The 26,393-nt window shown below is 37.2% G+C and carries 27 protein-coding genes and 1 pseudogene; 4 read left to right on the top strand and 24 right to left on the bottom strand.

Features of this window, described 5'->3' with window-relative positions; all coding sequences use genetic code 11:
• Positions 1-42: 42 nt before the first annotated feature.
• Positions 43-471 carry a peptide-methionine (R)-S-oxide reductase MsrB gene (gene msrB, locus JFU24_RS27190; protein ID WP_201185431.1) on the bottom strand — a complete coding sequence of 143 codons (429 nt, stop codon included), beginning with the start codon at positions 469-471 and terminating at the stop codon, positions 43-45.
• Entirely contained in the window at positions 461-952 is a 492-nt protein-coding gene (gene msrA, locus JFU24_RS27185; RefSeq protein WP_397443435.1) for a peptide-methionine (S)-S-oxide reductase MsrA, read from the bottom strand. The genes msrB and msrA overlap by 11 nt, the downstream gene beginning before the upstream one ends.
• Before the next feature lie 242 nt (positions 953-1,194).
• Between msrA and JFU24_RS27180 the strand changes: the two genes are divergently transcribed.
• A complete protein-coding gene (locus tag JFU24_RS27180; RefSeq protein ID WP_201185434.1) occupies positions 1,195-1,938 on the top strand; it encodes a DUF4397 domain-containing protein in 744 nt (247 codons plus the stop codon).
• 55 nt (positions 1,939-1,993) lie between these two features.
• Here JFU24_RS27180 and JFU24_RS27175 read toward each other — a convergent pair whose 3' ends face one another.
• The 11 genes from JFU24_RS27175 to JFU24_RS27125 all read right to left on the bottom strand — a co-directional run bounded on the left by JFU24_RS27175 (position 1,994) and on the right by JFU24_RS27125 (position 10,625).
• Complete coding sequence (locus JFU24_RS27175) at positions 1,994-2,578, bottom strand: YpmS family protein (protein ID WP_053346618.1); 585 nt, start codon at positions 2,576-2,578, stop codon at positions 1,994-1,996.
• On the bottom strand, positions 2,575-3,417 hold the full coding sequence (locus JFU24_RS27170; RefSeq protein ID WP_201185436.1) for an SGNH/GDSL hydrolase family protein: 843 nt from the start codon (positions 3,415-3,417) through the stop codon (positions 2,575-2,577). The genes JFU24_RS27175 and JFU24_RS27170 overlap by 4 nt, the downstream gene beginning before the upstream one ends.
• Before the next feature lie 298 nt (positions 3,418-3,715).
• Positions 3,716-4,306: an SCO family protein gene (locus JFU24_RS27165; protein ID WP_116820621.1), complete on the bottom strand. Its 591-nt coding sequence runs from the start codon at positions 4,304-4,306 to the stop codon at positions 3,716-3,718.
• A gap of 165 nt (positions 4,307-4,471) precedes the next feature.
• Positions 4,472-5,314: a DegV family protein gene (locus JFU24_RS27160; RefSeq protein ID WP_056520834.1), complete on the bottom strand. Its 843-nt coding sequence runs from the start codon at positions 5,312-5,314 to the stop codon at positions 4,472-4,474.
• Positions 5,315-5,539: 225 nt separating this feature from the next.
• Positions 5,540-5,935: a DUF2535 family protein gene (locus JFU24_RS30455; RefSeq protein ID WP_242485403.1), complete on the bottom strand. Its 396-nt coding sequence runs from the start codon at positions 5,933-5,935 to the stop codon at positions 5,540-5,542.
• 4 nt (positions 5,936-5,939) lie between these two features.
• Positions 5,940-6,692, bottom strand: coding sequence for a twin-arginine translocase subunit TatC (tatC, locus tag JFU24_RS27150; RefSeq protein WP_201185438.1), 753 nt, complete (start codon positions 6,690-6,692; stop codon positions 5,940-5,942).
• Positions 6,693-6,777: 85 nt separating this feature from the next.
• Positions 6,778-6,969 (bottom strand): twin-arginine translocase TatA/TatE family subunit, encoded by a 192-nt coding sequence (locus JFU24_RS27145; protein WP_053346624.1) that lies wholly within the window; start codon positions 6,967-6,969, stop codon positions 6,778-6,780.
• Between the two features lie 193 nt (positions 6,970-7,162).
• The gene (ilvA, locus tag JFU24_RS27140) at positions 7,163-8,431 is read right to left on the bottom strand and encodes a threonine ammonia-lyase IlvA (RefSeq protein WP_201185439.1); all 1,269 of its coding nucleotides are present in this window, start codon (positions 8,429-8,431) and stop codon (positions 7,163-7,165) included.
• Between the two features lie 149 nt (positions 8,432-8,580).
• The gene (locus tag JFU24_RS27135) at positions 8,581-9,066 is read right to left on the bottom strand and encodes a dihydrofolate reductase (protein WP_201185440.1); all 486 of its coding nucleotides are present in this window, start codon (positions 9,064-9,066) and stop codon (positions 8,581-8,583) included.
• Positions 9,063-9,857, bottom strand: coding sequence for a thymidylate synthase (locus JFU24_RS27130; protein WP_201223946.1), 795 nt, complete (start codon positions 9,855-9,857; stop codon positions 9,063-9,065). The genes JFU24_RS27135 and JFU24_RS27130 overlap by 4 nt, the downstream gene beginning before the upstream one ends.
• A gap of 57 nt (positions 9,858-9,914) precedes the next feature.
• Entirely contained in the window at positions 9,915-10,625 is a 711-nt protein-coding gene (locus JFU24_RS27125; RefSeq protein WP_342214728.1) for an anthrax toxin lethal factor-related metalloendopeptidase, read from the bottom strand.
• A 225-nt stretch (positions 10,626-10,850) separates the two neighbouring features.
• On the opposite strand from JFU24_RS27125, the gene JFU24_RS27120 reads away from it, so the two are divergent.
• Together JFU24_RS27120 and JFU24_RS27115 are read left to right on the top strand one after the other, a co-directional pair.
• Positions 10,851-11,093, top strand: a complete 243-nt coding sequence (locus tag JFU24_RS27120) for a hypothetical protein (protein WP_053346628.1) — start codon at positions 10,851-10,853, stop codon at positions 11,091-11,093.
• A 304-nt stretch (positions 11,094-11,397) separates the two neighbouring features.
• A pseudogene (locus JFU24_RS27115) lies at positions 11,398-12,760 on the top strand (IS1182 family transposase).
• A gap of 149 nt (positions 12,761-12,909) precedes the next feature.
• Here JFU24_RS27115 and JFU24_RS27110 read toward each other — a convergent pair.
• Positions 12,910-13,680 (bottom strand): TerC family protein, encoded by a 771-nt coding sequence (locus JFU24_RS27110; RefSeq protein ID WP_201250752.1) that lies wholly within the window; start codon positions 13,678-13,680, stop codon positions 12,910-12,912.
• Positions 13,681-13,880: 200 nt separating this feature from the next.
• Positions 13,881-14,498, bottom strand: coding sequence for a YpjP family protein (locus JFU24_RS27105; protein ID WP_201223944.1), 618 nt, complete (start codon positions 14,496-14,498; stop codon positions 13,881-13,883).
• Between the two features lie 438 nt (positions 14,499-14,936).
• On the opposite strand from JFU24_RS27105, the gene ggt reads away from it, so the two are divergent.
• Positions 14,937-16,625: a gamma-glutamyltransferase gene (gene ggt, locus JFU24_RS27100; RefSeq protein ID WP_242485402.1), complete on the top strand. Its 1,689-nt coding sequence runs from the start codon at positions 14,937-14,939 to the stop codon at positions 16,623-16,625.
• Here the strand turns inward: ggt and JFU24_RS27095 are convergent, their stop codons facing one another.
• From JFU24_RS27095 to JFU24_RS27055, 9 genes are all read right to left on the bottom strand, one after another.
• Positions 16,626-17,405 carry a class I SAM-dependent methyltransferase gene (locus JFU24_RS27095; protein WP_201185445.1) on the bottom strand — a complete coding sequence of 260 codons (780 nt, stop codon included), beginning with the start codon at positions 17,403-17,405 and terminating at the stop codon, positions 16,626-16,628.
• A gap of 71 nt (positions 17,406-17,476) precedes the next feature.
• Positions 17,477-17,911 carry a BrxA/BrxB family bacilliredoxin gene (locus JFU24_RS27090; protein WP_201250750.1) on the bottom strand — a complete coding sequence of 145 codons (435 nt, stop codon included), beginning with the start codon at positions 17,909-17,911 and terminating at the stop codon, positions 17,477-17,479.
• Between the two features lie 231 nt (positions 17,912-18,142).
• Entirely contained in the window at positions 18,143-19,813 is a 1,671-nt protein-coding gene (ilvD, locus tag JFU24_RS27085) for a dihydroxy-acid dehydratase (protein WP_201250978.1), read from the bottom strand.
• 549 nt (positions 19,814-20,362) lie between these two features.
• On the bottom strand, positions 20,363-21,499 hold the full coding sequence (locus JFU24_RS27080) for a conserved virulence factor C family protein (protein WP_201250749.1): 1,137 nt from the start codon (positions 21,497-21,499) through the stop codon (positions 20,363-20,365).
• Positions 21,500-21,628: 129 nt separating this feature from the next.
• A complete protein-coding gene (locus tag JFU24_RS27075; protein WP_201250748.1) occupies positions 21,629-23,506 on the bottom strand; it encodes an ABC-F family ATP-binding cassette domain-containing protein in 1,878 nt (625 codons plus the stop codon).
• On the bottom strand, positions 23,503-24,147 hold the full coding sequence (locus JFU24_RS27070) for an HD domain-containing protein (RefSeq protein ID WP_201250747.1): 645 nt from the start codon (positions 24,145-24,147) through the stop codon (positions 23,503-23,505). The genes JFU24_RS27075 and JFU24_RS27070 overlap by 4 nt, the downstream gene beginning before the upstream one ends.
• A 50-nt stretch (positions 24,148-24,197) precedes the next feature.
• Positions 24,198-25,043, bottom strand: coding sequence for a DegV family protein (locus JFU24_RS27065; protein WP_057216836.1), 846 nt, complete (start codon positions 25,041-25,043; stop codon positions 24,198-24,200).
• Between the two features lie 175 nt (positions 25,044-25,218).
• Positions 25,219-25,695, bottom strand: a complete 477-nt coding sequence (locus tag JFU24_RS27060) for a glutathione peroxidase (RefSeq protein ID WP_053346638.1) — start codon at positions 25,693-25,695, stop codon at positions 25,219-25,221.
• A gap of 80 nt (positions 25,696-25,775) precedes the next feature.
• Positions 25,776-26,315: a hypothetical protein gene (locus JFU24_RS27055; RefSeq protein WP_201250746.1), complete on the bottom strand. Its 540-nt coding sequence runs from the start codon at positions 26,313-26,315 to the stop codon at positions 25,776-25,778.
• Positions 26,316-26,393 lie beyond the last annotated feature (78 nt).

Genomic DNA, 26,393 nt, shown 5'->3' with positions numbered 1-26,393 from the left:
GCAGATAAAAAAACCCTATCATCCAGTGATAGGGTTTTCTAATTAATCAAACAACTTCTTATATTCCCCGTATCCTTCTTTTTCAAGATCTTGGACCGGAATGAACTTTAACGAGGCAGAATTGATGCAATAACGTAATCCAGATGGTCCGGGTCCATCATTGAAAACATGACCAAGATGAGAATCGGCAGTTTTTGAGCGCACTTCAATCCTTCTCATACCGTAGCTAGTATCTAGATTTTCTACCACTTCTTCTTCCACTAGCGGTTTAGTGAAGCTTGGCCATCCACAGCTAGAATCAAACTTTTCCTTTGAAGTAAATAGAGGGTTGCCGGAAACGACGTCTACATATAGTCCCGCTTCCTTCAAGTTCCAATATTCATTATGAAAAGCTGGTTCTGTCCCATTATTTTGAGTGACTTCATATTGAATTGGTGAAAGTTTCTGCTTTAATTCTTCTTTACTGTTCATCTTTTTCCCCCCAATGATGTTGTAAAAATGATTTACGTCCTGACCCAATCGAATACCTTTCGTAATGCTCAGGTTGCTTTCTATAATAATGCTGGTGATACGTCTCAGCCTGATAAAACGTTTGGGCAGGAATAATCGGAGTAACAATTGATTTGGAAAATTTGCCGCTCTCCTGCAGTTTTACTTTGGAAGCTTCAGCAATTTCGCGTTGATTTTCGTCATGATAAAAAATCGCCGTTTGATAGGAACTGCCACGGTCATAAAATTGTCCTCCTGGATCAGTTGGGTCAATTTGCTGCCAAAACAATTCGATTAATTTTTCATAAGGATATACACTCGGATCAAAAGTAATCTGAACAGCCTCATAATGTCCCGTGGTTTCAGAACAAACCTCTTTGTAAGTAGGATTTTCCTTTGTACCCCCTGTATAGCCTGAGATAACTGATTCGATACCAGGCTGCTCATCGAATGGCTTTACCATACACCAGAAACAGCCGCCTGCGAATGTTGCTTTCTCTAATTGCTTAGTCAAATGAAATATCCTCCTTTTATGCAAACGTTCCATTGAATGCATTTTAACGCTTTTATCTTGCCCTGTAAAATATTTTGCTGTTCAAAATGATTAATATATGCTGTCTCACCACTTCAAGTTAGGTTTGACACATGCCCAAGCATACTTCCATATGATGGGTTCATAATGAATAAAATGAGAGGTGAAGGAATTTGAGCGATAAACAATCATTTTTACAAAAAGCCGTAGCTTATGATTTACTATCCTCTTACTATAAATACAGCAATCCACATCTGCATGATTATTATTATCATAAGCACTTAAAAAGTCTCGAAAAAGCAACACAACCCATGAGATATGAACAAAGAAATACAGTAGCACCCTCATATGTAAGAATTCTACACGCTGCCCCAAAGTCTCCAGCTATCGATGTATATGTAAATGAAATGCGCATTCTCAAGAACTTTGTATATAAAGGTAACAGTGGTTATTTATCATTACCCCCTGGAATGTATCAAATCGATATATACCCTACTGGGCAAACCACTTCAACCATATTGAGCCGGAAGGTCGGGCTCGAAAGTGGAAAATCATTTACAGTCGCTGCCGCTGGGGCAAATGAATCGTTGAAAATGTTAACTTTAGAAGATAATCCATTTGTTCCTCAAAATGAAGCCAAGGTACGATTTATCCATCTATCATATGATACACCTTCAGTCGATATTGCCGTAAAAGATGGAGATGTCGTGTTTGCAAACCTTCCGTTTCGTAAAGTAAGCGAATATTTAAATCTATACCCTATGAAAGTTGATTTTGAAGTGAGAACCGCTGGTACAAAAGATGTTGCACTCTCATTACCCAACACAGATTTTCAAGCAGATACCTCCTCAACTATTTATATAATCGGATTGAATCAAGATCAACCTGCATTAGAAACACTTACATTAACTCCATAAATGGGTAAAAAACCAGGATACCTTGATCCTGGTTTTTTACCCATTTATTCTTTATTCACTGCAGCGAAGACGGGATGGTCAATAAAAATGAAATATCATCATTTTTCAAATCAAATTCTTTTGCCTTTACCCTAATGTCGCTTTTAAGTTCCATATCCTGCAGTGATACATAAATACTTTCGTCGTTGGGGCGAATACTGACCCACTCCGGCATATTATACCGATCGTTAATTAAACTCATGACATATGAAACCGGAAGATTCATCTGTCCAACAGCAACAGACTTTTGCTTTAAGATCAAATCACCATTCTTTTGAGCAATTGGTTCAAACGTTAATTTCATTTCAACTTCACGATTAAAAAATGGCATTGTTCCATACAGCTCGACTTCATCCGTTAAAAAAACTTCATAATGAATAGATCCTGTCAATCCTTCTTTATCAAGATACTGGTTGATTAATCGAGTCAGGTCTTCCCGATTCGTATGAATCTGAAATTGTATATCCTCTTCGTAACTTACTTTTGGTATCAGCTCTTTATCTTTAGCCGGAAGATTAACTAAAATCAGGACGAACAGGATGACCAGGATGTTTAGGGCTAATAAAGAAATAAACAAAGCCTTCCATTTGACTTTTGTCATTCTTGGTCATCATCTCCTTTGGCACTAGCTTCTAACGTGTCCTTTCCAATAGTGGTAATTTCCATGTTATTATAGATTCTTGTTGCAATTAGCTCATACCCGCGATCATTCGGATGAAAATAATCCTCAGCATACAGCAAGTCTTCTTCAGAGTTTTTAAAAATATCATCTATCTCGATAAAATATGCTGAATCATATTCCTTGATAATCTCTTTCCCGCTTTCATTCCAATCATTCATGATCATATCAAGTTCATAAAAATCGGCAAACCATTTTGAAAATGGATTATATACACCCACAAGGTAAATCTGGGCGTGATCATTTTCAGAGCGCACCTTATCAAGTATCTGTCTTAATCTTTTTTCATATCCTATTTTTGCTGAATCAAACTGATTCAGTTCCAAGTTGGAAAAATTCTGTTTAAATACCTTCATGATATCATTTCCACCGATTGTGACAACTATGGAGTCGGCTTGTTCAATGTCGTCTTGAATTTCTGCCTTATCCAATCTTTTTAAAAGTTGATCGGTCCGATTTCCCCGAATGCCATGATTAATCATCTCTACAGAAATAATGGATGGTTCTTTTTCCAGCTTATTTTGTAAATAAGGCAGATAGCCGCCATTATCTTTGCTATCCCCGACACCTTGGGTCAAGGAATCACCGATGGAAACAATTTGAACAGGATCCGGAAAAAAGCTGGCTGGAATGGTTTCCTTTTCACTCAGTTCAATGACGCTCTTTTGCTGAACTGATGACTGATTTGAAACAGTTTCACTTTGACTGCAACCTGAAATCCAAACTAGGCATATGAAAAGACAGGTGATTTTGTACCACATGATCCTCACCTTCCTACCCATATATTATATCATGTAGAAAACGAAAGATTGCAAACAATATACCCTCTTTCTATTCTACTCTTTGCTAAAGCAATAGTTACTATATACTATGAAAAAAAGCAGGGATTAAAAGCTAGTCCTATAAATTTTAGCATGTACTTAGCATGTAAAATCATTCTTCACTTCTGCTGTTTCGTTCATAAACGATTTACAACTATTTGACTATAGGATAATGGACTTTTCCCTTTATTTTCATTTTAAAACTATAAAAACAGAAAGAACAGGTAATTTAACCTGTTCAATAATTCTGTAAAATTTTAATATGTTTGATGATTTCATCAAATGGAATATCCTGCAAACCTGTGTATTCTTGAATAATCTTCCCATCCTGATCCACTAGAAAAAAGCTAGTCTGATGGATAACCTGGTCCTCATTTTCAGGTTTCTTAACAAGTGTTTTAAAGTTCTCCAATGCAAACTGCTCGATTTCTTCTTGACCATAGCCAGTTAGGAAGTGCCAGTTTCCGTAGTCTACATTAAATTGATCTCCAAACTTTTTTAATACATCGGGTTTGTCAATCTCTGGATCCACTGAAAAGGAAACAAACTCTACATCTGAGATGCCTTCGTCCTTCAACATTTGTTGAAGTTTAGACATATTTGAAGTCATTGGCAAACATACATCCTCACAACTTGTAAAGATAAAGTCCGTGACCCAAACCTTTCCTTTAAGGTCACTTTTTGAAAAGGGTTCCCCTTCCTGATCTATGTAACTGAAATTTTCAAGGTCCCAGTTTTTCGCATCAGGTACTCCGCTTGAACCGCATGCTGTTAACAGCAATAATACCGTTGTGCCTATAGCTGCCTTAAGCAAATGCAGCATTCTCATCCCTACCCCGTCCTTTATGTATAAAATATTCTGTTACTTCATTTATTCTACCAGACCAAGTGGTGTGAGAAAAGTAACTCTTTCTACAATCTAAAGACAATTTATTGAACAATGAAATAGCTCAAATCATACACATAACTTCGGTAACTGCTTTTCTATAAGAAATCAGTCCCAATAATACATAATAGCCATGGCGCCTTCACCTGTATGGGTACTGACTACAGCAGTAGTTGCCTCTATCTTTATATCGTGAAAACCTGATAATTCTGATATGGATTTACGAACTTTATCCGCAATTTCAAAACCGTTTGCATGAACAAACCCAATGCTTTTAATTGTTTTTCCGTGTGTATCTTCCTTGAATTTCTTGACAATATATTTCACAACCTGTGACTGGCTTCTAGCTTTGGACACAGGATTCAGTACACCATCGTCAAGAAGAGCAATCGGCTTGATGTGCAATAGGGAACCAATAAACGCAGAAACTTTACCAATTCTTCCACCCTTCACAAGGTTATCAAGAGTTTCAATGACAATGATTAAACTTGACTGCTTTTTAATGTTTTCTAGGCGTTCAATTATCTCTTCAGAAGATTTCCCTTCTTTCGCCATTTTTGCTGCCTCAATAACCTGAAATGACATGGCCTTTGAAATGAATTTAGAGTCTAAAACGGTAACTTTTGCATCAGACATACTAGCCGCGCTCTCCGCTGAGCGGACTGTGCCACTCATACCACCAGTCATATGAATAGAAATAATCTCACTACCGTCTTTCCCAAGTTCATCATATACCTCCACAAAGGTTCCTACTGCTGGTTGAGAGCTTTTTGGAAGTTCTTTAGACAGATTCATTCTTATCAAGAATTCTTCCTGTTCTATTTCAACCTTATCCAAAAAAGTCTCTCCATCAATATAGATTGATAGAGGAACCATTGTTATATCATAATATTCTAGTTCTTCTGGTGTCATATCTACTGTTGAGTCTGTTACTATCTTTACTTTATTCATAATTACACATCCCTAAATTAACATATCTATTGTATTATACCTACTCAAAGAACGCATTCAAACTAAACTATTCATTTTCTATGTTAAAGAATACATTTAATTCTAAATGATTACACAAAAAAAAGACCATCCCATAAGCCAACTAACCACACGCCGCTTATTCGATATTACATGGAATTAGAGGCATCTCTTTTATAGGAGAAGTTAGCTATGGAACAGTCCACATTAAGCATTATTAAGTAAATTCTCATGAAAAATCTTGTGATAAACAGGCCGTTTAAGTACTGATGCTAAATAATGCTTAAATGAGTAATTTTCTTTATGATCTTTATTATCAAAAACTCGTTTTACAAACACTTCCAAACGCACGGTCAACATAAAAAAATTCGGATCACTAGGCAATAAAACAGGAATTTCTGAAATTGTGACCTTATGTCCAAAACAATCTTTGAATTCCAAGCATTTGAACATCAAATTATCAATCCTCATTTTTAACCGATTGCTTATATTATACACAATAAACCCAAAAGTATAAATATTCATATGTATAAAAAACTGACAAGCCCCAGCATTTTTTAAATTAAAAATGACCCACAAGGGCATAATGCCTTCATGGGTCATTTTTTTATAAATCTTCCTCGTTATTAAAGGTTTCTTCAAGTAAACTTTCTCGCTTCACCTTACGTTTATACACTATTTTAGATAGTGAAATACTGATTTCATATAATAACAATAGAGGAACCATAACCAAAAAGTCTGACATAAAATCAGGTGGCGTAATACAAACCGCTATAACCACAAGTACAAAATAAGCATACTTCCTTAATTTTTGAAGCACGTATGGGTTAATTACACCAATTGAGGTCAAAAACATGGTAACTACAGGGAGCTCAAATAAAACAGCAAAAGGAAGTGTCATATTCAAGACGAATGAAAAATACTTATCCGCTGTAAAGTTGGTTATGAACATATCATCGCCCAATTCAATCAAAAATTGAAGAACGGTTGGGAAGATGACAAAATAACCAAAAGCAAGTCCTCCGATAAAAAGTATGAAGAGAGCAGGTATATAGGCAAGCGTGGCTCTTACTTCATTTGGCATCAAAGCCGGTTTAACAAATAACCAGATTTGCAGAGCAATTATCGGAATCGTTGTGGCAATGGCTACAACTCCTGAAAGCATAAAGTAAATCCAGATAATATCACTCGGTCCTAATACCATTAAGTCGAAATCAAGATCCTTCACAAACCAATTATAGATATCTTTAACATAAATAAAACTGACGATAAAAAAGATGAAAAAAGCAACAGCCGTAATGATAAGCCGTTTTCTCAATTCATCGAGATGATCGATGATATTTAATTCTTTATCTTCCAAAGTTGATCACGCCTTCATCTGAAAATCCGTATCTTTGTTTCAGCATAAAGGCGCAAGACGGTACCATCTTACGCCCAGCATTTAATTATTCATGATTTTTTTGTTGTGTTTTCTTTTCTTCTTCATAATCACCTTTTGTTAATTCACTCGTAGATTTTTTAAATTCACGCAGTGTTTGTCCAAAAGCACGACCTATCTCGGGAAGTTTCTTCGGACCGAAAATAATTAATGCTAATATTAAGATGAGAATTAGACCAGGTACTCCAATGTTCGACATTGATACATCCCCTTTGGTGTTGTAATTCGACCTACTCTGATTATAATACCATTTCCAACCAATTGAAAGTAAACTGGCATTTCTTCATAAAATGGTAACAATTATCGACAGATTATTTATAACAAATGTGCAGGTAGAATAAAATGTAAAAACATATTTATTATTCTATCCTACTTTACCATTTTGTCTATAATTAAATTAATAAGTGAAATAAATTACTGTCTTTATTGACTTCAACAAAGGAGAATCCTTTTTTATTCATTCTTTGAATCAGTCCATTATAATCATTTTTGTCTTTTAACTCCACACCAACAAGGGCCGGCCCGCTTTCTTTATTGTTTTTCTTCGTATATTCAAAACGGCTAATATCATCATTCGGTCCTAACACCTCATCAAGGAATTCCCTTAGTGCTCCTGCCCGTTGTGGGAAATTTACGATAAAGTAATAAAGCAGACCTTCAAATAATAAAGACTTTTCCTTAATTTCCTGCATACGGCCAATATCGTTGTTACCCCCACTGACAAGACAAACAACTGTTTTTCCTTTGATTTGTTCTTTATATAAATCCAGTGCAGCTACTGATAACGCCCCAGCCGGTTCAGCCACAATCGCATGCTGATTATATAAATCCAGTATCGTGGTACAGATTTTCCCTTCAGGAACGACAACGATATCTTCCAAGTTTTCCTTACAAATCTGATATGTCATCTCTCCTACATGCTTAACAGCCGCACCATCAACAAAGGTATCTATGTTTTCAAGTTCAGTCGCTTTTCCTTCTTTGAACGAATATTCCATTGAAGCAGCACCAAGTGGCTCTACTCCAATACATTTCGTTTTCGGCGAGACCGATTTGAAATAACTTGAAACACCGGCCATTAGTCCCCCACCACCGATTGCTGCGAATATATAGTCAATTTCATCTTCACAATCATTTAGGATTTCAACAGCTGTTGTACCTTGCCCGGCGATTACCTTTTCATCATTGAAAGGATGGATAAAGGAACGGTCTTCTTTTTCACAGCATTCCATCGCCATGGCAAATGCATCATCAAATGTATCACCAATTAAGACTATTTCAACATTTTCCCTGCCAAATAACTGAACTTGATCGACTTTTTGCCTTGGTGTTGTAGCAGGCATGTAAATTTTCCCATGAATTCCTAATTGACTACAGGAAAAGGCCACTCCTTGTGCATGATTTCCTGCACTGGCGCATACGACTCCGTTCTTCGTCTCTTCCTGGGTCAAGCTTTTCATTTTATAGTAAGCTCCTCTTAATTTAAAGGAACGTACATGTTGAAGGTCCTCTCGTTTTAAATAAACATTACATTCATATTTTTCAGAGAGCCTCTGATTTTTTTGTAAAGGAGTATGTAAAACAATCTCTTTCAGTTCTCTATAGGCAATTAGAATATCTTCCAATTGAATCCCCCTATTCATAGATACAGTCTGGTTCATAACAATCCCTCATTTCCTTCCTAATCAATTCAATTATTATAGCACTTTACTGTTATTAATGTAATTGATTTTTCTAAAAATTCTATCTTTTGTTTGTTTTAAACCAAAAAATCCGATTATGGCTAATGTTCCATAATCGGATTTCACTCTTATTTTTTTTGCAGGATAATATATTCATGCGGATAGAGATTTTTTTCATCCATGATACCCGGGAGAGATGAGATCTTTTCCCATTCTTCATCATTAATTTCCGGAAAATAAGTGTCACCTTCAAAGTTCTCATGAATTTCCGTAATATATAAGCGGTCTGTAAAAGGAAGAATTTCTTTGAAGATTTCCGCTCCACCAATCACGAAGACTTCCTTGTCACTTTTATCCGCAAACGTCTTAATTTCTGAAATATCATGTAATACAGTGCAGCCCTCTGCTGTAAATTCAAGATTTCGGGTAACGATGACATTTTCCCTACCAGGCAGCACCCTCCCGATTGATTCAAATGTTTTACGGCCCATCACAATTGGATGACCTAACGTCACTTTTTTAAAATACTGGAGATCTGCTGGTAAATACCACGGTAGTTGATTGTTTTTCCCTATCACTCGATTTTGACCCATGGCCACTATCAACGATATCATATGCTAACCTCACCTTTTATATGGGGATGGGCTTCGTAGTTTTCCAGAACAAAGTCCTCGAAATTAAAATCAAAGATATTTTTCACTTCCGGATTTATTTTCATGATTGGCAGTGGTTTGGGATCTCTTGTCAACTGCAGTTCCACTTGGTCAAGGTGATTCGAATAGATATGAACGTCCCCAAATGTATGTACAAATTCACCAACTTCTAAATCACATACTTGGGCAATCATCATCGTTAATAGCGCATATGAAGCTATATTAAACGGAACACCTAAAAATACATCGGCAGAACGCTGATAAAGCTGACACGAAAGCTTGCCATCAGCCACATAGAATTGAAAGAAAGCATGGCAAGGCGGCAATGCCATTTCGTCCAGTTCTCCCACATTCCAAGCACTTACTATCAATCTTCTTGAATTTGGATTGGTTTTAATTTGTTCAATCACTTCACTGATTTGGTCGATTTGTCTTCCATCCGCTGCTCCCCAAGAACGCCATTGATGACCATAAATCGGGCCTAATTCTCCCTTTTCATCAGCCCATTCATTCCAAATGCGCACGCTATTTTCCTGAAGGTAGCTGACATTTGTGTCACCCTTTAAAAACCATAATAATTCATGAATAATCGCTTTTAAACTAACTTTTTTCGTTGTAAGGACAGGGAACCCATCCTTTAAATTGAATCTCATTTGATATCCAAAGGTACTTATCGTTCCTGTTCCCGTACGATCACCTTTTTGAGTGCCATTTTCAAGTACATGCTTACATAAATCTAAATATTGCTTCATGGTAAACCACCTTTTCTACATTCATCCTTCTTATTTTAACGTATTTCAGCTCAATGTTTAATCTAATTGTTTAATAAAATTATAAGTCTCAGGTGCTTTTTGTCTAAGTAGTTGATTTTGTTCAAAGTTTACATAAAACATGGCAAATGTTTCTGCAAAGTATTCTTCAGGATAATTTAAAAAATAAGACTGTCCTGGAAACAGTACATCTACTTCCTTTACCCAAATTCTCAAATAATCTATGTCCTCACGGATGCCATCATAAACAATATTATCAATGGAATGCGCAAGCTCATGTAGCTCCAAATTTACAGAACCATGTCCTTTTCCCTTATCGCTTGCACCGATTTTAACTAATACGGTATATGAACCACCCATGCCTGGAACGGAATCCCATGTTGTATCTTTATTCAAATAACCACGTGGAGCTTTCCCTTTTAAATAGGCCGCTGATTGATTTTCTGTCAAATTTCCGTTGAATAGCTTCATTCTCACTCCATGGTCTACAGTTTTCAACAGTAGGGAATGAGGAAGTGCATCAATAGTTTCTACAATCCTTAAGGCTTCCTGTTCATCGAAATCCTCTTCAGGAAATAAAAATAAACTTTGCAGTTCTTTATTATCCTGCAATATTTCCGCCTGCCTTAAAGGATTATCTTTCGTCAAATTCCGCCATTTCACTCCTTCCGCTTTAGCTAAGGATAGGGAAAGCATTGAAAGGAAACAAGCAAATAATACAAGTATTGCTATCCAATTTTTATATTTCACCTTCAACCCTTCCTTTCCTTAAATCCAATGTATATTGCGAAAATATATGTATATTAAACTATAAAAAAATCCCTATACTATTATATTAGTATAGCATATTAAGACAATATATTAACTTTATGTTTTTCTGGTAAATTTGGCTGAAGATTTCTCCCACTAAGCACCAATTCTCCGGATTTTTCATATATCAACAGTATCTAATCGTAAAAGGTTTAAGGTGATTACATGAAATCGATTAATAAAAAGGTCATCCTGCATGAGCACCGTGAACTTGCCGAAGAAGTTCTTGATATCTACAGTTTAAAAGTGTTTATCATTCTCGACCTTTTGCTGTTCTCTATTTTCTTCGGTATATTGCTACATCCTTTACTCACTTCACTCTGGCTTAACTTTTTTTTACCTTTTCTTTTTTTCACAACATTTACTGTCATTCTTCAACTATTTGATATTTTCCAAAGAAAAAGCTGACATCATTTTGATGTCAGCTCAGACTGTAGACAAACTCGATGAAAATCGAGTTTGTCTACAGTTTTTTTGAGGGGTTGTAAAAATTCGAACGTTGATTGGAACGTAGGGCACTCGCTTTCCGCGGGCGGTCAGGGAGCCTCCTCGGCGCCTTTGCGCCTGTGGGGTCTCCCTTGGACACGCTTTTCCCGCAGGAGTCTCGCACCTTCCGTTCCAATCAACTTTGTTTTAACAATTAGAAATAAACACTTTTTCCTACAGTCTTTTTTGTTTTAATATAGGAGTATTAAAACTTGAGGTGATGACGATGCTTTCGAAACATAATTCTATTCAGCGAGATCAACTTGAAATGATTACTTTGGATCAACTGGTGCCAGCGAACCATTTGGTTCGTAAAATTGAGGGGGCCATTGACTTCACTTTCATTTATGACTTGGTGAAAGAGATGTATTCAGAGATAGGCCGCCCAAGTATTGATCCAGTTATTTTATTAAATTGACATTCATTCAATATACCTTCGGTATTCGTTCGATGCGTAAAACGATTGAAGAAGTTGAAACGAATATGGCTTACCGTTGGTTTTTAGGTTACGGTTCCATGATAAAATACCTCACTTCTCAACGTTCGGGAAAAATTATGAGCGTCGCTTTAAAGATACAGACCTGTTTGAACAGATTTTTTATCGTATCTTAATGACAGCCTCAGAAAGAAAGTTAATTAGTGCAGAGCACGTATTCGTTGATTCAACACATGTGAAAGCCAGTGCGAATAAGCGTAAGCGGAAATTCGAAAAGAAAATCGTTCGTAAGGAAACACGAGCATATCAAGGACGCCTTCAAGAAGAAATAAATCAAGATCGTGAAAACAATGGAAAGAAGCCTTTTCCACCGGATAAATTTGATAAAGAAGAAACCAAAGAAATTAAAGAAAGTTCAACTGACCCTGAGAGTGGCTACTATGTAAAAGATGAACGAACAAAACAGTTTGCCTATTCATTTCATGCGGCTGCAGACCGCAACGGTTTTGTGCTGGGGACGATTGTAACACCAGGAAATACGCATGATAGTCATACCTTAGAGCCTCTTGTTGAACAAGTGATTGAGAAAGTTGGAAAACCTGAAGCTGTTGCCGCAGATGCAGCTTACAAAACACCAGCCATTACAAGCTACCTTTTTGGGAAAGAAATCACACCAGCTTTACCCTATACACGTCAACGGACAAAAGAAGGGTTCTTTCGCAAGCATGACTATGTTTACGATGAACATTTTAATTGTTATCTCTGCCCATCGGGCGAGATTTTAAAGTACTCAACAACAAATAAAGAGGGCTATCGCGAGTACAAATCACCCAAACACACTTGTGCGACATGCTCATTTTTATCACAGTGTACAGTAAGCAAAGACCATCAAAAAGTGGTGACACGCCATATCTGGCAAAATTATATGGAAGAAGCAGATCATCTGCGTCACCACAAGGATGTAAAACCTATATATGCGAAACGCAAAGAAACAATAGAGCGTGTATTCGCAGATGCAAAAGAAAAGCATGGTATGCGTTGGACTACTTTAAGGGGACTTAAAAAATTGTCGATGCAGGCGATGCTTACATTCGCTGCCATGAATTTAAAGAAGATTGCCAATTGGACATGGCAAGGTCCAAGAATGGCTTAATAAAGTGGGCTCGTAGAGGCCCAATCTCTTAATCTTGATCAAAATTCAAAGGGAATTTCAAAAGGGGTCCAGAATTAAAACATTCTGGACCCCTTTTGTCTACAAACTGAGCTGACATCATTTTGATGTCAGCTTTTATTATTGAGTGTTTAACCGTGTTCTTTAACCCTTTTTTCTTTCTTAAAATGAAATACGATCGTAGTGCCGAAAATAATGAAAATAAAGGCAAAGAAGATAGCATGAGGAATTTCAATCCCTGCAACAGCAATAAGCATTTTTATAGCAATGAACCCTATTAAAACATATGCTGCAGTTTCTAATTCTGGAATCTTATCAATCAGCTTTAAAAATAACCCAGCCACGCCCCTCATCATCAAGACACCAATCATCCCACCGGTTAAGAGGACCCAGACTTTTTCACTTACACCAAAGGCGGCCAATACGCTATCGACGGAAAATGCAATATCCATCAATTCTACAGCAGCAACCGTTCCCCATAAGGTACCAAACATGCGGATCAGTAAGCTGTTTTTACTCATTCCCTGAATATCTTCATCGTTTCCAGCTTGTTTTTTTCTTTTATCTCTAAAGTATTTGAACGAGAGCCAACCAAGGTAGGCGGCTCCAATGACCTTCACCCACCAAAGTTTAATGAGGAAAACACCTATTCCAATTGCTACAAACCGGAAAGCATAAGCACCTAACAAACCATAAAAAAGAGCTTTTTTCCGTTGTCTTTCCGGCAGGTGCCTGACCATTACCGCCAAAACCAAAGCGTTATCCGCTGACAGTAGACCTTCCATTAATACGAGCGTACCAATCAATCCCCAGCTAACCGGGTCGGTTAAAACCTCACCCCACATATTCCAGTCAAAAAATTGAGCATATGTATTAATGACGTTATTTAACAACTCTGACATGATGAAGACTCCTCTGCTACTGTAACTATAAAAGTAGAAACCCAATTGAAAAAGATCATCTTACTTAACTAGCTTTAAAATATCTAATCTTGTACTTTGTTTAACACAAAATAAATACGTTGCATAACAACGTATCATTTAATACTTATATAACAATTATCATACTCTTACATGTGCTTAAAATCAATGGAACCAAGCTACTAAGAGAGTCTTTGTTTACTTGTCCACTCTGGGGGTGTATTTTTATCCCAATATATTTTTCCTAAATCATAATGGGTCGCATATGAATCATGATAGGTATGATAATGAAAATCAAACCAATATCCCTCTAATGGCGGATTCTCCTGCCTGACATGGAACCGCATGATATCCTTGCCGCTTATCGAATCAAATATATGAAAAATTTTCTCCGCTCTACCCGCACTTGGCTGCTCTGTAATCGTTAATTGCTGTAATTTTTCATCAGGAAATTGGGCCGTTATTTCTGTAATAGCATCTTCCATTTTTGGTAATATGGCTATTTTGAATTCATCACCAATTTTAGGATTGATTTTCTCGCCAAATTTCATAAATGCGTTTTCCTCAGCTTTATTCAGAATGCCTGATAAGAACTCTTCCCGATTAAATTCCTCTTCTATATCAGTAGGTTTTTGAGAAGAAAGATAGGATAAATGTTCTTCTTCTACTAACCCTTTTTTAGTATCCTTTAACGAATCGGCTTCAGCCAGCCACGATAGATCTGAAGGAGTGACAAGCCCAAATGTCAAAACGGATACTAAAATGACGAGACTTTTCCTGAACCAAACCGTCGCTTTCAAATTCCACACTCCCCCTTCTTCTTATTATTTTCTTTATATTTAGTATACTTTTATTTTTTAGTAATTACGAATAAATAGTTACCCAGGTTTCAAAAATCTTTAAAATGGATAAATACCTATATAAAGTTCATGAACCCAATCTTTTTTACTAAATATCCACTATTCAATTTGTAAATGAAGGATTTTGACGATATTTGGAGAACTTAATAAGATTCAAGTCTTTTTAAGGAGGGGTCTTATATGGCTTTGACTACGACTGCCATGGTGGCTTTATGTCTTGTAACGTTAGCATTTTTCGTATATTTATCATTTGCTGATTAAGAATAAATAAATACCTACGAAAAATCTCCTTGTCATTCATCAGTAATGACAAGGTTTTCTTTTAAAAAAGGCGTTACGACTTGGCAGATAAAAGGACTGAATACTGGAGGAATTACTTTGGAAAACAACAATGGAAACACTAAAGATGATTACAAGAGGGAAACAGCCACAGGGAAGGCCGGAATGGTCGTTACCGCTCATCCCGTAGCTACTTCCATTGGGGAAAAAATATTACGTGAAGGTGGAAATGCGGTTGATGCGGCGGTTGCCATCCAATTTGCTCTGAATATTGTAGAACCTATGATGACTGGTATCGGTGGCAGTGGTTTTCTTATGGTATATAACGAAAAGAATAATGAAACTAAAATATTCGATGGCCATGTAAGAGCACCTAAAGCCGCGCATCCAAACATGTTTCTTGATGAAAAAGGGGAAGTCATCCCATTTAAAAAACGTTCGATTAAAGCTACAGCAGTTGGTATTCCAGGAATTCTTAAGGCTATGGATGAAGCTCTCTCCGAATACGGTAGTAAGACATTAGCAGAACTTATTGAGCCCTCTATTGAATTCGCTGAAAAAGGAGTTCCTGTCAATTGGGTATTTTGTGATGCCCTTGAAAATTTTGAGTATCGGTTAGGTGAAGAAGCCCGTAAATTCTTCATTCCAAACGGTAAACCATACAAAGCTGGTGACCTCCTAATAAAAGAAAAATTGGCTAATACCTATCGAATATTACAGCGTGATGGAATTTCCGCTTTTTATGAAGGTAAAATCGGAGAAGGAATCATTTCCTGTATTCAGGAACTTGGAGGTTTTATGGAACTTTCTGATTTACAGGACTATAAAGCAACCATTGATGAACCAATGTTTGGTACTTATAAGGATTACCAAATTGCTTCATCGATGGCCCCAAGTGCAGGAGGATTCACTGTCATTCAAATTCTAAAAATATTGGAGAGCTTCCACTTAGAACAATATGATGTGCATTCATGGGAAAAATATTACTTAATTGCCGAAGCAATGCGTCTAGCATTTACTGACAAAAAGGCTTTTCTAGCTGATCCCGAATTTGCCGAATTACCATTAAAGGGTCTTTTGCATGATGAATATATAGCTAAACGACGCTCATTCATTAATTTTAAGGCAAGAAATAATGCAATTGACTTTGGAAATCCTTGGATATATGATTCTGTGAAACAAAGGGATGTCATCCCACAACCAAATGACGAAGAACGTAGTGAAACGACTCATTTTACTGTCCGTGACAGATGGGGAAATATTGCTGCATGTACATCAACTGTCGAACATCCATTCGGTTCCGGTATCATGGTTTCCGACTATGGCTTCATGCTGAATAACGAACTGACGGATTTCGATTCCATTCCAGGCGGTATGAATGAAGTACAGCCAAATAAACGTCCTGTCAGCTGTAAAAGCCCAACCATCATCTTTAAAGACGGTGAGCCTATATTGACGCTAGGTTCTCCAGGAGGACCGACCATCATCAGTTCAGTCGTACAAACGATCATAAATGTACTTGATTTAAAAATGGACTTAAAAGCAGCCATTGAAGAACCTAGAATTTTCACTCCTATGGGCCCTCATATTGAATGGGAATCAGGTATTGATATGATTAGCAAAGGCCACTTAGAAGCAATGGGCTTTGCATTTAATGAAGTGCCCCATTCTATAGGGAATGTTCAGGCAATACAAATCAACCCGGCTGACGGGTCAAGCTATGGTGCTGCAGATTCAAGCCGTGAGGGCTGTGCGGTAGGTCTAAATGAGTTAGATTACAAAGCTTAATCACAGTACAGAAATGTAGCCATAATGAAATTTGGATGTTTTTCTCTTTAATACTTCAAATCCAAATTCCTCAAAGCGGGAGCTGCGAAAATGGTCCTTCAACACGACTCTCTTTCGCGCAACCCGCTTGGCTTCTTTCATTATTTCCATTGTTAAGTCGTGACCTTCCGCAAAATGAGCCAATCCCCTAATCCCATTTGATTCTTGAATCGTTTCCTCAAACATTGGATCGAAATATACCACATCGAAATGATTATCCGGTAATGTTTTCAATAACTCGTAATGATCAGTATGAATGACCTTAATTCTTCTCATCGCTTGAATCATCTTTTCATCTGCATTCTCCCATGTTTTCAAACCATGGTCAACGAGCAAGGCCAAGTATTGATTTTCTTCCAAAGCACTAATCTGTCCATTTTCTCCAGCAGCAAAACTTGAGACAATCGCATCTGAGCCCAAGCCCATTGTACAATCAAGCACAGTACTTCCTTCCTTTATATCTCCAGCAACGAGAAAAGGATCACTTTCTCCTTGTTTTATTCTTTTTATTCGGATCATAGCAAGGTTTGGATGAAAAAAGAATGGCTCTTTTTCTTCAAACCGATATAGCTCCATTCTCATTTTTCCAAAAACAAGGCAATCATCTTCACCATTTTCTGATTGAATCGCCCTAACCGAGCGTTTTCTTCGGGCAATAAAAGGAATATGTAATTTTCCTGCTAACTTTTTGGCCATCATTATTGTCTCATTATCGGCTCTTCCTGCTGTTGTGATAAACATCGTCCTACCCCTTTAAACTGTTAAAAATTTGAAAAAGAATGCCCTGTTTCCAGGACATTCTACTTTATCACTTATTTCACTTGACTAAATGCTGCTAACAAGTTATCCATAATAGCTTCCATCGGCTGGCCTTCAATTTCATGACGTGGAATGAAATGTAAGACTTCTTTGCCTTTTAAAAGTGCCATGGATGGCGAAGAAGGTTCAATTCCGTCAAAATACTCACGCATTTTGGCTGTTGCTTCTTTATCTTGACCAGCAAATACGGTTACAAGATGCTTTGGTTTATCCTCTGCTTGGAGAACAGCTTGAGTAGCAGCTGGACGAGCTAACCCGGCAGCACAGCCACAAACTGAATTCACTACAACCAATGTTGTACCCTCGACAGCTTCCATAAATTTTTCAACAGCTTCAGCGGTTTCTAACTCCTCAAAACCTGCTTGAACTAATTCAGCACGCATAGGCTTCACCATTTGTTTCATATATTCATCATATGCCATAGACATAAAAAAACCTCCTTGGTTACAATTCTTCAATTAGTATAATCATACTATATTCTTAAGTCCATATGCAAAAATGACGCTTACAACTTTTGTTAAAGTATTTATGAAACCGTGTTAGCACACAAACTGGTCAAATATCAAATATTAAACACTATAAAAATAGTCTTCTCAAAGAAACACGGTAAAAGAATTGATTTAATTCTTCTACCGTGTTTTTATTTCACATGATCTAAATTAAACTTTCATTACGCCGCCTGAACTAGCATTAGTTACAAGTTTAGAGTAACGGGCTAAATAGCCTGTTTTAACTTTTGACTCGAAACCTTTCCAGTTAGCTTTGCGTTTTTCAAATTCTTCATCGGAAATTTCTAATTCGATTTTACGATTATTCAAATCTAACTCGATGATATCTCCATCTTCTACAAATGCGATTGGACCACCTTCAGTTGCTTCTGGGGAGATATGACCGATACTGATGCCTCGAGATGCACCTGAAAAACGTCCATCAGTAATTAATCCCACTTTAGCACCAAGACCTCGGCCAACGATTTGGGAAGTAGGCGCCAGCATTTCCGGCATGCCCGGCCCGCCTTTTGGACCTTCGTACCGGATGACAACAACATTACCTTCTTTTACTTTGCCAGTAATAATTCCAGATAATGCATCTTCTTGTGAATCGAAGCAGATCGCTGGCCCTCTGTGGTATCCACCAACAGATTCGTCAACAGCACCCACTTTAATAATTGAGCCTTGAGGAGCAAGGTTACCAAACAATACAGCAAGACCACCACGTTCAGAATGCGGGTTATCCAACGGATGAATAACATCCTTGTCCAATATTTCACAACCCTCAACATTTTCGCGTAGCGTTTTACCTGAAACAGAAAGACAATCACCGTTAAAGGCACCTGGTTTTTTAAGTAACTCATGTATAATTGCGCTCACACCACCAGCATTGTGTACATCTTCAATATGATAATCAGATGCTGGGGCAATCTTCGCAAGATGTGGTACGCGGTTTGCTATTTCATTGATGCGTTCCATAGGATATTCAAAACCTGCTTCATGTGCCAATGCAAGTGTATGAAGCACTGTGTTAGTCGAACCACCCATCGCCATATCCAAAGCAAATGCGTTATCAATTGCATCAATCGTTACGATATCACGAGGTTTAATATCTTGTTTGATTATTTCCATCAATTGTTTGGCAGATTTTTTAACAAAATCCTTACGTTCTTCGGCTACAGCCAAAATTGTACCATTACCTGGAAGTGCAAGACCTAAACCTTCGGCCAAACAGTTCATGGAATTTGCTGTAAACATCCCTGAACAAGAACCGCACGTAGGACATGCAACTTGCTCAAGTTCTTGCAAATCTTCTTCATTTATATTACCCGCTTGGTATGCTCCTACACCTTCAAAAACAGACGTTAAAGAAAGAGATTTACCGTTTTTGTCTTTCCCTGCCTTCATAGGCCCGCCACTTACAAATATTGTAGGAATATTAACACGAAGAGCTGCCATCATCATCCCCGGTGTAATCTTGTCACAGTTTGGAATACAAACCATACCGTCAAACCAATGTGCAGATACAACCGTTTCTACAGAATCTGCAATAATCTCACGGCTTGGTAAAGAATAGCGCATACCAATATGGCCCATGGCAATTCCATCGTCTACCCCAATTGTATTAAATTCAAAAGGAACACCGCCAGCTTCACGAATGGCTTCCTTCACTATTTTACCGAATTCCTGAAGGTGAACATGACCTGGAACGATATCAATGTATGAATTACAAACCGCGATAAATGGTTTTCCGAAATCTTCTTCTTTAACACCTGCTGCACGCAAAAGGCTTCTGTGTGGAGCACGGTCGATTCCTTTTGTAATCATATCACTTCTCATATTTGATGTAGACATTTGTTGTAACCCCCAATTTTCACTTCTCTAATAATTTAATATAATCTAATTTTTAGTATACTCTAAAAATTCTAACATATTTACATACAAATGCAACCATTCAACTCTTAAATATCCATAAAAAAGTTTTACTAAAATAATAGAAAAGATATTTTTCTCCTATAAGAAATGGTTTCATGTAGAAAACATACTATTTCGCATGTTTTTGACTGTTAATAAATCAAAAACACATGATTGGTCAGTAAAAACTGTACTCGTTCAATCGACAAGCATAATTTTCACTAAAATTACCCAAGTCAAAAGTTGTTATGGTATCAATACACCAAGGCATATAAAAAAATCATTTCTGCAGAGGATGCTCTCTGTGAATCTGACTAACTGAAAATCTGGTTACAAAATATGCCCTAAAGCGGGACATTTTTAGAGCATAAAAATAACAAAAAGGCATCCGGAATTAAGTCCATCCGAATACCTTTTGCCTACAAAATAGAAACATGCAATTTGTATGATTTGTTGATAAAACGATTTTTAAAGTCACTTGTCATTTGTTTGCCTTGATTCTGTCATTTGCTTCCAAACTGAACCCTTTGCTTCTTCTCCGTTTTCTATTCGGTCAATAGCCATTTTAACCTGTAGAGCCACTTCGAACTCTGGGTCCTGTTCAGCTTGTTTTAAATAGGGTAGGACTGTTTCATTTCCCACTTCATATAAGAACATCGCAGCCCTCCACCTTACTAGTTTATTTTTATCTGATAAGGATTGCGACATTTCTCCCATTGCTTCTTCAAAACCTAGATCAGATAAACAGTCACCCGCTGTTCGTCTTACTGCCACACTTGAATCTTTCAATGCTTTGTACAAGCTCGGAAGTACTTTTGTATCCTCGATCATCCCTAAGTAAACAACAGCAAGTCGACGAATAGAGACTTTACTATCAGACAAGGCTATATCCAATACTGGAATCTCTTCAACCGTTGGATCTTCCATTTGTTCTAACGCTTGATAACGTTTTTCCCAATTTTCATCATTCAACATTTCTGCGGTTAGTTTTATTTTGGGACGCTTCACGAATGCCTCTTTTTTATCAACGGTTTCTTGAGCAGCAGCTACTAGCTGGTTAATTCGTTCTTCCGGAAAAGCGGCAACCAACTCATCCGCTACTTCTTTCACGATATTATCCATATCCCCGTAACGGATACCATAATCCTTCCATTTTCGGAGCAAGACTACATTATCGTCTTCTTTTTGAGCAGCAGCAATACCTTTAATAAAATATTCTGGTAAAGCAAAGCGTTTTTCATGTTGGCTATCACTTGCTTTAATTTGCATCGGAATTCCTTTGAATTGTTGAATAGCAACTGTTACTTCACCATAATGTTCATTTATTACCGTTTGTTGATTTTGTTCTTCAGTTTTCTCACCAAACACTTGACGAATTTGGACCAAGATATCTTTCCAATCATATTTCGCATTACGCTCAACTGCTAAAAAGTCGGCAACATGATATACGCCTTTCACCCCTTCAATCGTAAATAAATCTTTAATAAGCTGAGGTGCTTGATCGGCTTGATTTTTTTTATAATTATTACTTTTACCTGCTAAGAGCTCTTCTGTTAGATTAATTTTCATTGTATTTGGACTTGGTGTAGGTTCTATTGATTTTATTTTCAATACTTTTCTCTCCTTTTACAAGACGTACTCATGTACTAGATTTTATCACAATGGCCACAGATTCTCATGCAATTGAGATAGACAAAAAAAGACTGGACCAAGCATACTTCCCCTGGACCAGTCTCTCACTTATTCCTCTTCTAATTTTTCCGCTAAATACGTCCATCTTTCCATCATATACTCTAATTTATCTGTTAGTTCTTTTTCCTCTTCAAGAAGCAGACGAACTTTTTCAAAGTCGCTCCCCGCTGCTGACATTTCTGTTGTGATGTCTGTCAGACGCTGCTCGACATGTTCCATGTTACCTTCGATTTCTTCCCATTCCTTACTTTCCGCATAGGTTAGTTTTTTCTTTTTCTTTTCTGTGCGGTTTATCTGAGGCTCTGGCTTTTTTTCAAGAACGGTCTCTTCTGTTTTTTCCTCTAAGAACTCTGAATAGTTGCCATAATAAAAATCAATTTCACCTTTATTTTTGAAGACAAGGAGCTGATGACAGGTTTTATCAAGAAAATAACGATCATGTGATACGGTAATAACTACACCTGAAAACGTTTCTAAATAATCCTCGAGAACTGTCAAAGTTTGCGTGTCCAAGTCATTCGTCGGTTCATCCAAAAGCAGGACATTAGGTGCTCCCATTAAGATGTTAAGCAGATACAAACGTCTTTTTTCTCCTCCGGACAGCTTGCGTATTGGGGTACCATGAGAACCCATTGGGAATAAAAATCTCTCAAGCATCTGTGCAGCAGTAATAAAACTGCCATCCTTAAGAGCGATTGAATCAGCTGTTTCCCGGATATATTCTATCATGCGAAGATTCTCATCCATATCAACGCTTTCTTGCGTATAATAACCAATTTTCACTGTTTGTCCTATTTCAAGATTTCCTTCATCTATCGATTCTCGCCCAGCCAAAATGTTCAATAACGTAGACTTTCCGCTGCCATTATTACCTACGATTCCAATGCGGTCACCTGGCTTGAATAGGAAGGAAAAATGTTTGATGATAGACTGATCACCAAAAGATTTAGAAATATCTTGCATCTCCAGAACTTTTTTCCCAAGGCGGGCACCACTTAATTCCATTTCAAGACTTTCAGTTTTTTGCTTATCTTTCACACCCGTTTCTAATGTTTCAAAACGTTGAATCCGTGCCTTTTGTTTAGTGGTACGTGCCTTTGCACCTTTACGAATCCACGCTAATTCTTTTTTAAATAGACTTTCCTTTTTCGTTCGTTCGGTCGATTCGTTTTCTTCCCGAATAGCTCTTGATTCTAAATAGTCAGCATAGTTTCCTTTATATTCGAAAAGCTGTGACTGAGCGATTTCCCAAATTTTATTGGAAACCCGATCAAGAAAATAACGATCATGGGTCACAAATAAAACGGACTTCTGATATTTAGCCAAATATTCTTCGAGCCAGGTAATGCTTTCAAAATCAAGATGATTCGTAGGTTCATCCAAAATAAGCAGATCAGGAGTTTCAATCAAAGTCTTTGCCAGAGCGGCACGTTTTTTTTGGCCACCTGACAGTTCACCCAATTTCCTTGAATGATCTGGAAGACCAAGCTTTGTCAATATAGTTCGTGCGTTCGCACTTGTATCCCAGGCACTAAGGGCATCCATTTCCTGTTGTTGCTTTAACAACCGGTCTTGAGTTGTGCTATTCTGTGGATCTAATTGCAGCTGAACGAGTGTTTTTTCATATTCCTTAATTAAGGAAAATACTGGAGTTGAACTTTCATACATATACTCCATAATCGTTAATTTTTCATCAAAATAAGGATCTTGAGATAAATAGGAAATCGTGTAATCATTTGGATGATCCTTCGTTCCCAAATCACTATCTTCTAAACCTGCAATAATATTCAAAATTGTGGATTTTCCAGTTCCGTTTATACCAACGATCCCAATCTTTTCGCCTTCGGTAATAGAAAAAGAAACATCTTTAAATAATAGCTTTTCCCCTTGTGTTTTCATTACATGTTCCATGCTAAAAACTTTCATAATCGTACATCCCATTCCTTGTAAAATTCCTCTAAAAAGCTAACCATATACTCATGCCTTTCACTTGCAATCTTCTTAGCTGTACAGGTGTTAAGCATGTCTTGTAACCGTAATAATTTTTCATAGAAGTGATGAACGGAAGAGCTTTTACCCATCCGATATTCCTGTTTTGTCATCTTCTCACGTACAATAAGTGACGGATCATACATTGGTTGCCCCTTTTTTCCGCCATATGCAAATGTCCTGGCAATCCCAATGGCACCAATCGCATCCAAACGGTCCGCATCCTGAACTATTTCCGCCTCAATAGAAGGAAGTTGTACGTGTCCAGAACTATAAGAAATTGTGGTGATAATCTGTTTAATATCCTTAACAGTATCTACATCCAAGTTAATTTCCCTAAACCAGTCAACCAGCTTTCTCCAACCTGCATCGACATCCTGATTTAATTTATCATCCGGAATATCATGAAGGAGAGCCGCCAATTCAATGATAAATTCATTTCCTTTTTTTTCTTCTCTTGCAATATGTAAAGCCAGCTTTCGAACGCGATCGATATGGAACCAATCATGACCACTGGCATCAGAATTCAATTGGTTATATACATACTTTTCCGTAAGTTCAATTATAGTTTGTTTCATTTCACCACTCCAAGTCCATTCTATTTTACCATGGTTCTTATTAATGTGCCTTAATCTTCATTGAACCAACTGATTCCAATCGTTTGTTCACCGGTATGCACCCCTATCGCACTGCCGAGTGGAGATACATGCGTCTTTACATTAGGAAATTCTTCAGAAATCATTGCTTTCCACTTCTGGGTCTGCTCCGACAGCGCCCCATATAATATAGTGCATTCTTTCACTTTTCCTGTTGCAAATGATTTGCGAAAATCGCTAAAAATTTGTTTTTCCGCTTTTTTTAGGTTTCGAGGTTTCGATTTAGTATGAAGCAACCCATCTTCAATTGAAATGATGGGTTTAAAACTTAATAGACTTCCGAGAAAATATTGAGCATTTGTTAACCTACCACTGCGGTACAGCTGATCTAAAGAACCTATTAACACATAGGTTTCATGGCTATCTGCATATTTTCTTGTTTTAACGAAAGCTTCATCAATGGAGTGACCATTTTCAACATAATGCATGAGCCGTTTCAGTATTAATAGCATCGGAAAAGAAATTAGTAAAGAATCAAAAACATCTACAGGTATCGTAACCATCTGTGCGGCCTGCTGACTAGCGGAAACTGTACCGCTTAACTTACTGGAAAGATGAACTGATATGATTCTATCATAGCGTTTTTCAAGCATCTTATATAACTCATAAAATCTACCCACAGACGGCTGGGAAGTAGTCGGGTTTATCTTTTCTTCATTCATCCTGCGATATAATTCCTCAGATAATAGGTCAACACCATCTTCATATTCCTTGCCATCAATGATGACAATCATCGGAACTACATATACATGTTCATTTAGTGATAATTCTTCGTCTAATAATCCTGTACTGTCCGTTACCCATGCAATTCGTTCCATAGTTTACCTCCTGAGTAAAATAGTTGTTCTTTATTATATTCAACTTTTTCCTCATCTTTCCCCTCTTGAAATCGAATGTATTTGGTATATTTCGAACAAAAGAAAAAACCATATTAACGTTACAGAAAAAGAGCTCACCAGGAAAACTTCTTCTGATGAACTCATTTTTCATTTTTTATAATAATTCTTTTAAATCGTCTTCTATTTCCAATGGTTTTGTTCGAGGCGCATATCGACTGACAATATTTCCTTCGCGGTCAATCAGGAATTTGGTGAAATTCCATTTTATCGATTTTGAACCCATCACTCCAGGCGCATTTTCGGTAATATAACTGAATAATGGATGTGCATCCTTCCCATTAACATTCACTTTTGCAAACATCGGGAAAGTTACGCCATGATTCAATTTACAGTAAGAATCGATTTCCAGGTCATCACCAGGCTCCTGGTTAAGAAATTGATTACATGGAAAACCAAGGATGACTAAACCATCTTCTTTATATTGTACATATAAGCTTTGCAAATCATCATACTGTGGCGAAAAACCGCATTTACTTGCGGTATTTACAATAATCATTACTTTCCCTTTGTATTCCTCAAGCGAAACGGTCTCGCCATTGATTTTTTTCACTTCAAATTCATAAATGGACATGTATGATCTCTCCCTAAAGTATGATGCTGTCATTTTACCGTATTTAAAGATCACTTTTCCAACTTTAATATTCTTTCTTTTTAATTTTTCTCTATCCCCTTGGCTACTTTTAGAGATTGGATCAAATACTCTACCATATCTTCCAAATCTTCCATTTGCTCTTCTTTTACAAGCCTACCAAATGAAACTTTAAACGTAGAAGAATTTACTGGCCGATCTATTTTACTGATCGTTTCGGTGGTCGTCACAGTAATGATTCTTTGCTTCCCCCAAATTTTCTCCAGCCCGATTAAGATATCTTCAACTTCTCCTGCCCCAAGTTTTTCATGAAATGAAATGAATATATCAACCGTACATCCTGCATATGTTTCATTATTATTGAATTCGAGCAACTCCGAACTTAAGTTCTCGAGTGAAGCATGTAACTCAATTCCACCAACAACAGAACTAGGTACGAGAGGTTCCTTCAATTCCATCTCAATCTTATATGTTCTTGACATTGTTGAGAGATTAACGATCTCATCACGGGCTATGACCAATATATCTCCAACAAAGTCACGATCATAAACTGCCCCTTCTAACACTACTTTCATATTCTCAAATGCTGTGGGATCAAACAATCTCCATACACCTCTCCAACCTCTTAAGTTTTTCAAAAAGAACTATGTATATATCTCCTCCCCATTTTACCATTCTCG

The organism is Peribacillus sp. TH27, from assembly GCF_016650915.1.
Lineage (GTDB): Bacteria > Bacillota > Bacilli > Bacillales > DSM-1321 > Peribacillus > Peribacillus butanolivorans.
Note: the sequence above shows the minus strand (reverse complement) of the source record. Positions and strands in the feature narration are given on the sequence as shown.

Bases quoted from the DNA above. Each gene is read 5' to 3' on its own strand.
- msrB (WP_201185431.1), bottom strand. From the start codon at position 471: ATGAACAGTAAAGAAGAATTAAAGCAGAAACTTTCACCAATTCAATAT.
- msrA (WP_397443435.1), bottom strand. From the start codon at position 952: ATGGTAAAGCCATTCGATGAGCAGCCTGGTATCGAATCAGTTATCTCA.
- JFU24_RS27175 (WP_053346618.1), bottom strand. From the start codon at position 2,578: ATGACAAAAGTCAAATGGAAGGCTTTGTTTATTTCTTTATTAGCCCTA.
- JFU24_RS27170 (WP_201185436.1), bottom strand. From the start codon at position 3,417: ATGTGGTACAAAATCACCTGTCTTTTCATATGCCTAGTTTGGATTTCA.
- JFU24_RS27165 (WP_116820621.1), bottom strand. From the start codon at position 4,306: ATGAGAATGCTGCATTTGCTTAAGGCAGCTATAGGCACAACGGTATTA.
- JFU24_RS27160 (WP_056520834.1), bottom strand. From the start codon at position 5,314: ATGAATAAAGTAAAGATAGTAACAGACTCAACAGTAGATATGACACCA.
- JFU24_RS30455 (WP_242485403.1), bottom strand. From the start codon at position 5,935: ATGACCCATGAAGGCATTATGCCCTTGTGGGTCATTTTTAATTTAAAA.
- JFU24_RS27145 (WP_053346624.1), bottom strand. From the start codon at position 6,969: ATGTCGAACATTGGAGTACCTGGTCTAATTCTCATCTTAATATTAGCA.
- ilvA (WP_201185439.1), bottom strand. From the start codon at position 8,431: ATGAACCAGACTGTATCTATGAATAGGGGGATTCAATTGGAAGATATT.
- JFU24_RS27135 (WP_201185440.1), bottom strand. From the start codon at position 9,066: ATGATATCGTTGATAGTGGCCATGGGTCAAAATCGAGTGATAGGGAAA.
- JFU24_RS27130 (WP_201223946.1), bottom strand. From the start codon at position 9,857: ATGAAGCAATATTTAGATTTATGTAAGCATGTACTTGAAAATGGCACT.
- JFU24_RS27120 (WP_053346628.1), top strand. From the start codon at position 10,851: ATGAAATCGATTAATAAAAAGGTCATCCTGCATGAGCACCGTGAACTT.
- JFU24_RS27110 (WP_201250752.1), bottom strand. From the start codon at position 13,680: ATGTCAGAGTTGTTAAATAACGTCATTAATACATATGCTCAATTTTTT.
- JFU24_RS27095 (WP_201185445.1), bottom strand. From the start codon at position 17,405: ATGTTTATCACAACAGCAGGAAGAGCCGATAATGAGACAATAATGATG.
- JFU24_RS27090 (WP_201250750.1), bottom strand. From the start codon at position 17,911: ATGTCTATGGCATATGATGAATATATGAAACAAATGGTGAAGCCTATG.
- ilvD (WP_201250978.1), bottom strand. From the start codon at position 19,813: ATGAGAAGTGATATGATTACAAAAGGAATCGACCGTGCTCCACACAGA.
- JFU24_RS27075 (WP_201250748.1), bottom strand. From the start codon at position 23,506: ATGAAAGTTTTTAGCATGGAACATGTAATGAAAACACAAGGGGAAAAG.
- JFU24_RS27070 (WP_201250747.1), bottom strand. From the start codon at position 24,147: ATGAAACAAACTATAATTGAACTTACGGAAAAGTATGTATATAACCAA.
- JFU24_RS27065 (WP_057216836.1), bottom strand. From the start codon at position 25,043: ATGGAACGAATTGCATGGGTAACGGACAGTACAGGATTATTAGACGAA.
- JFU24_RS27060 (WP_053346638.1), bottom strand. From the start codon at position 25,695: ATGTCCATTTATGAATTTGAAGTGAAAAAAATCAATGGCGAGACCGTT.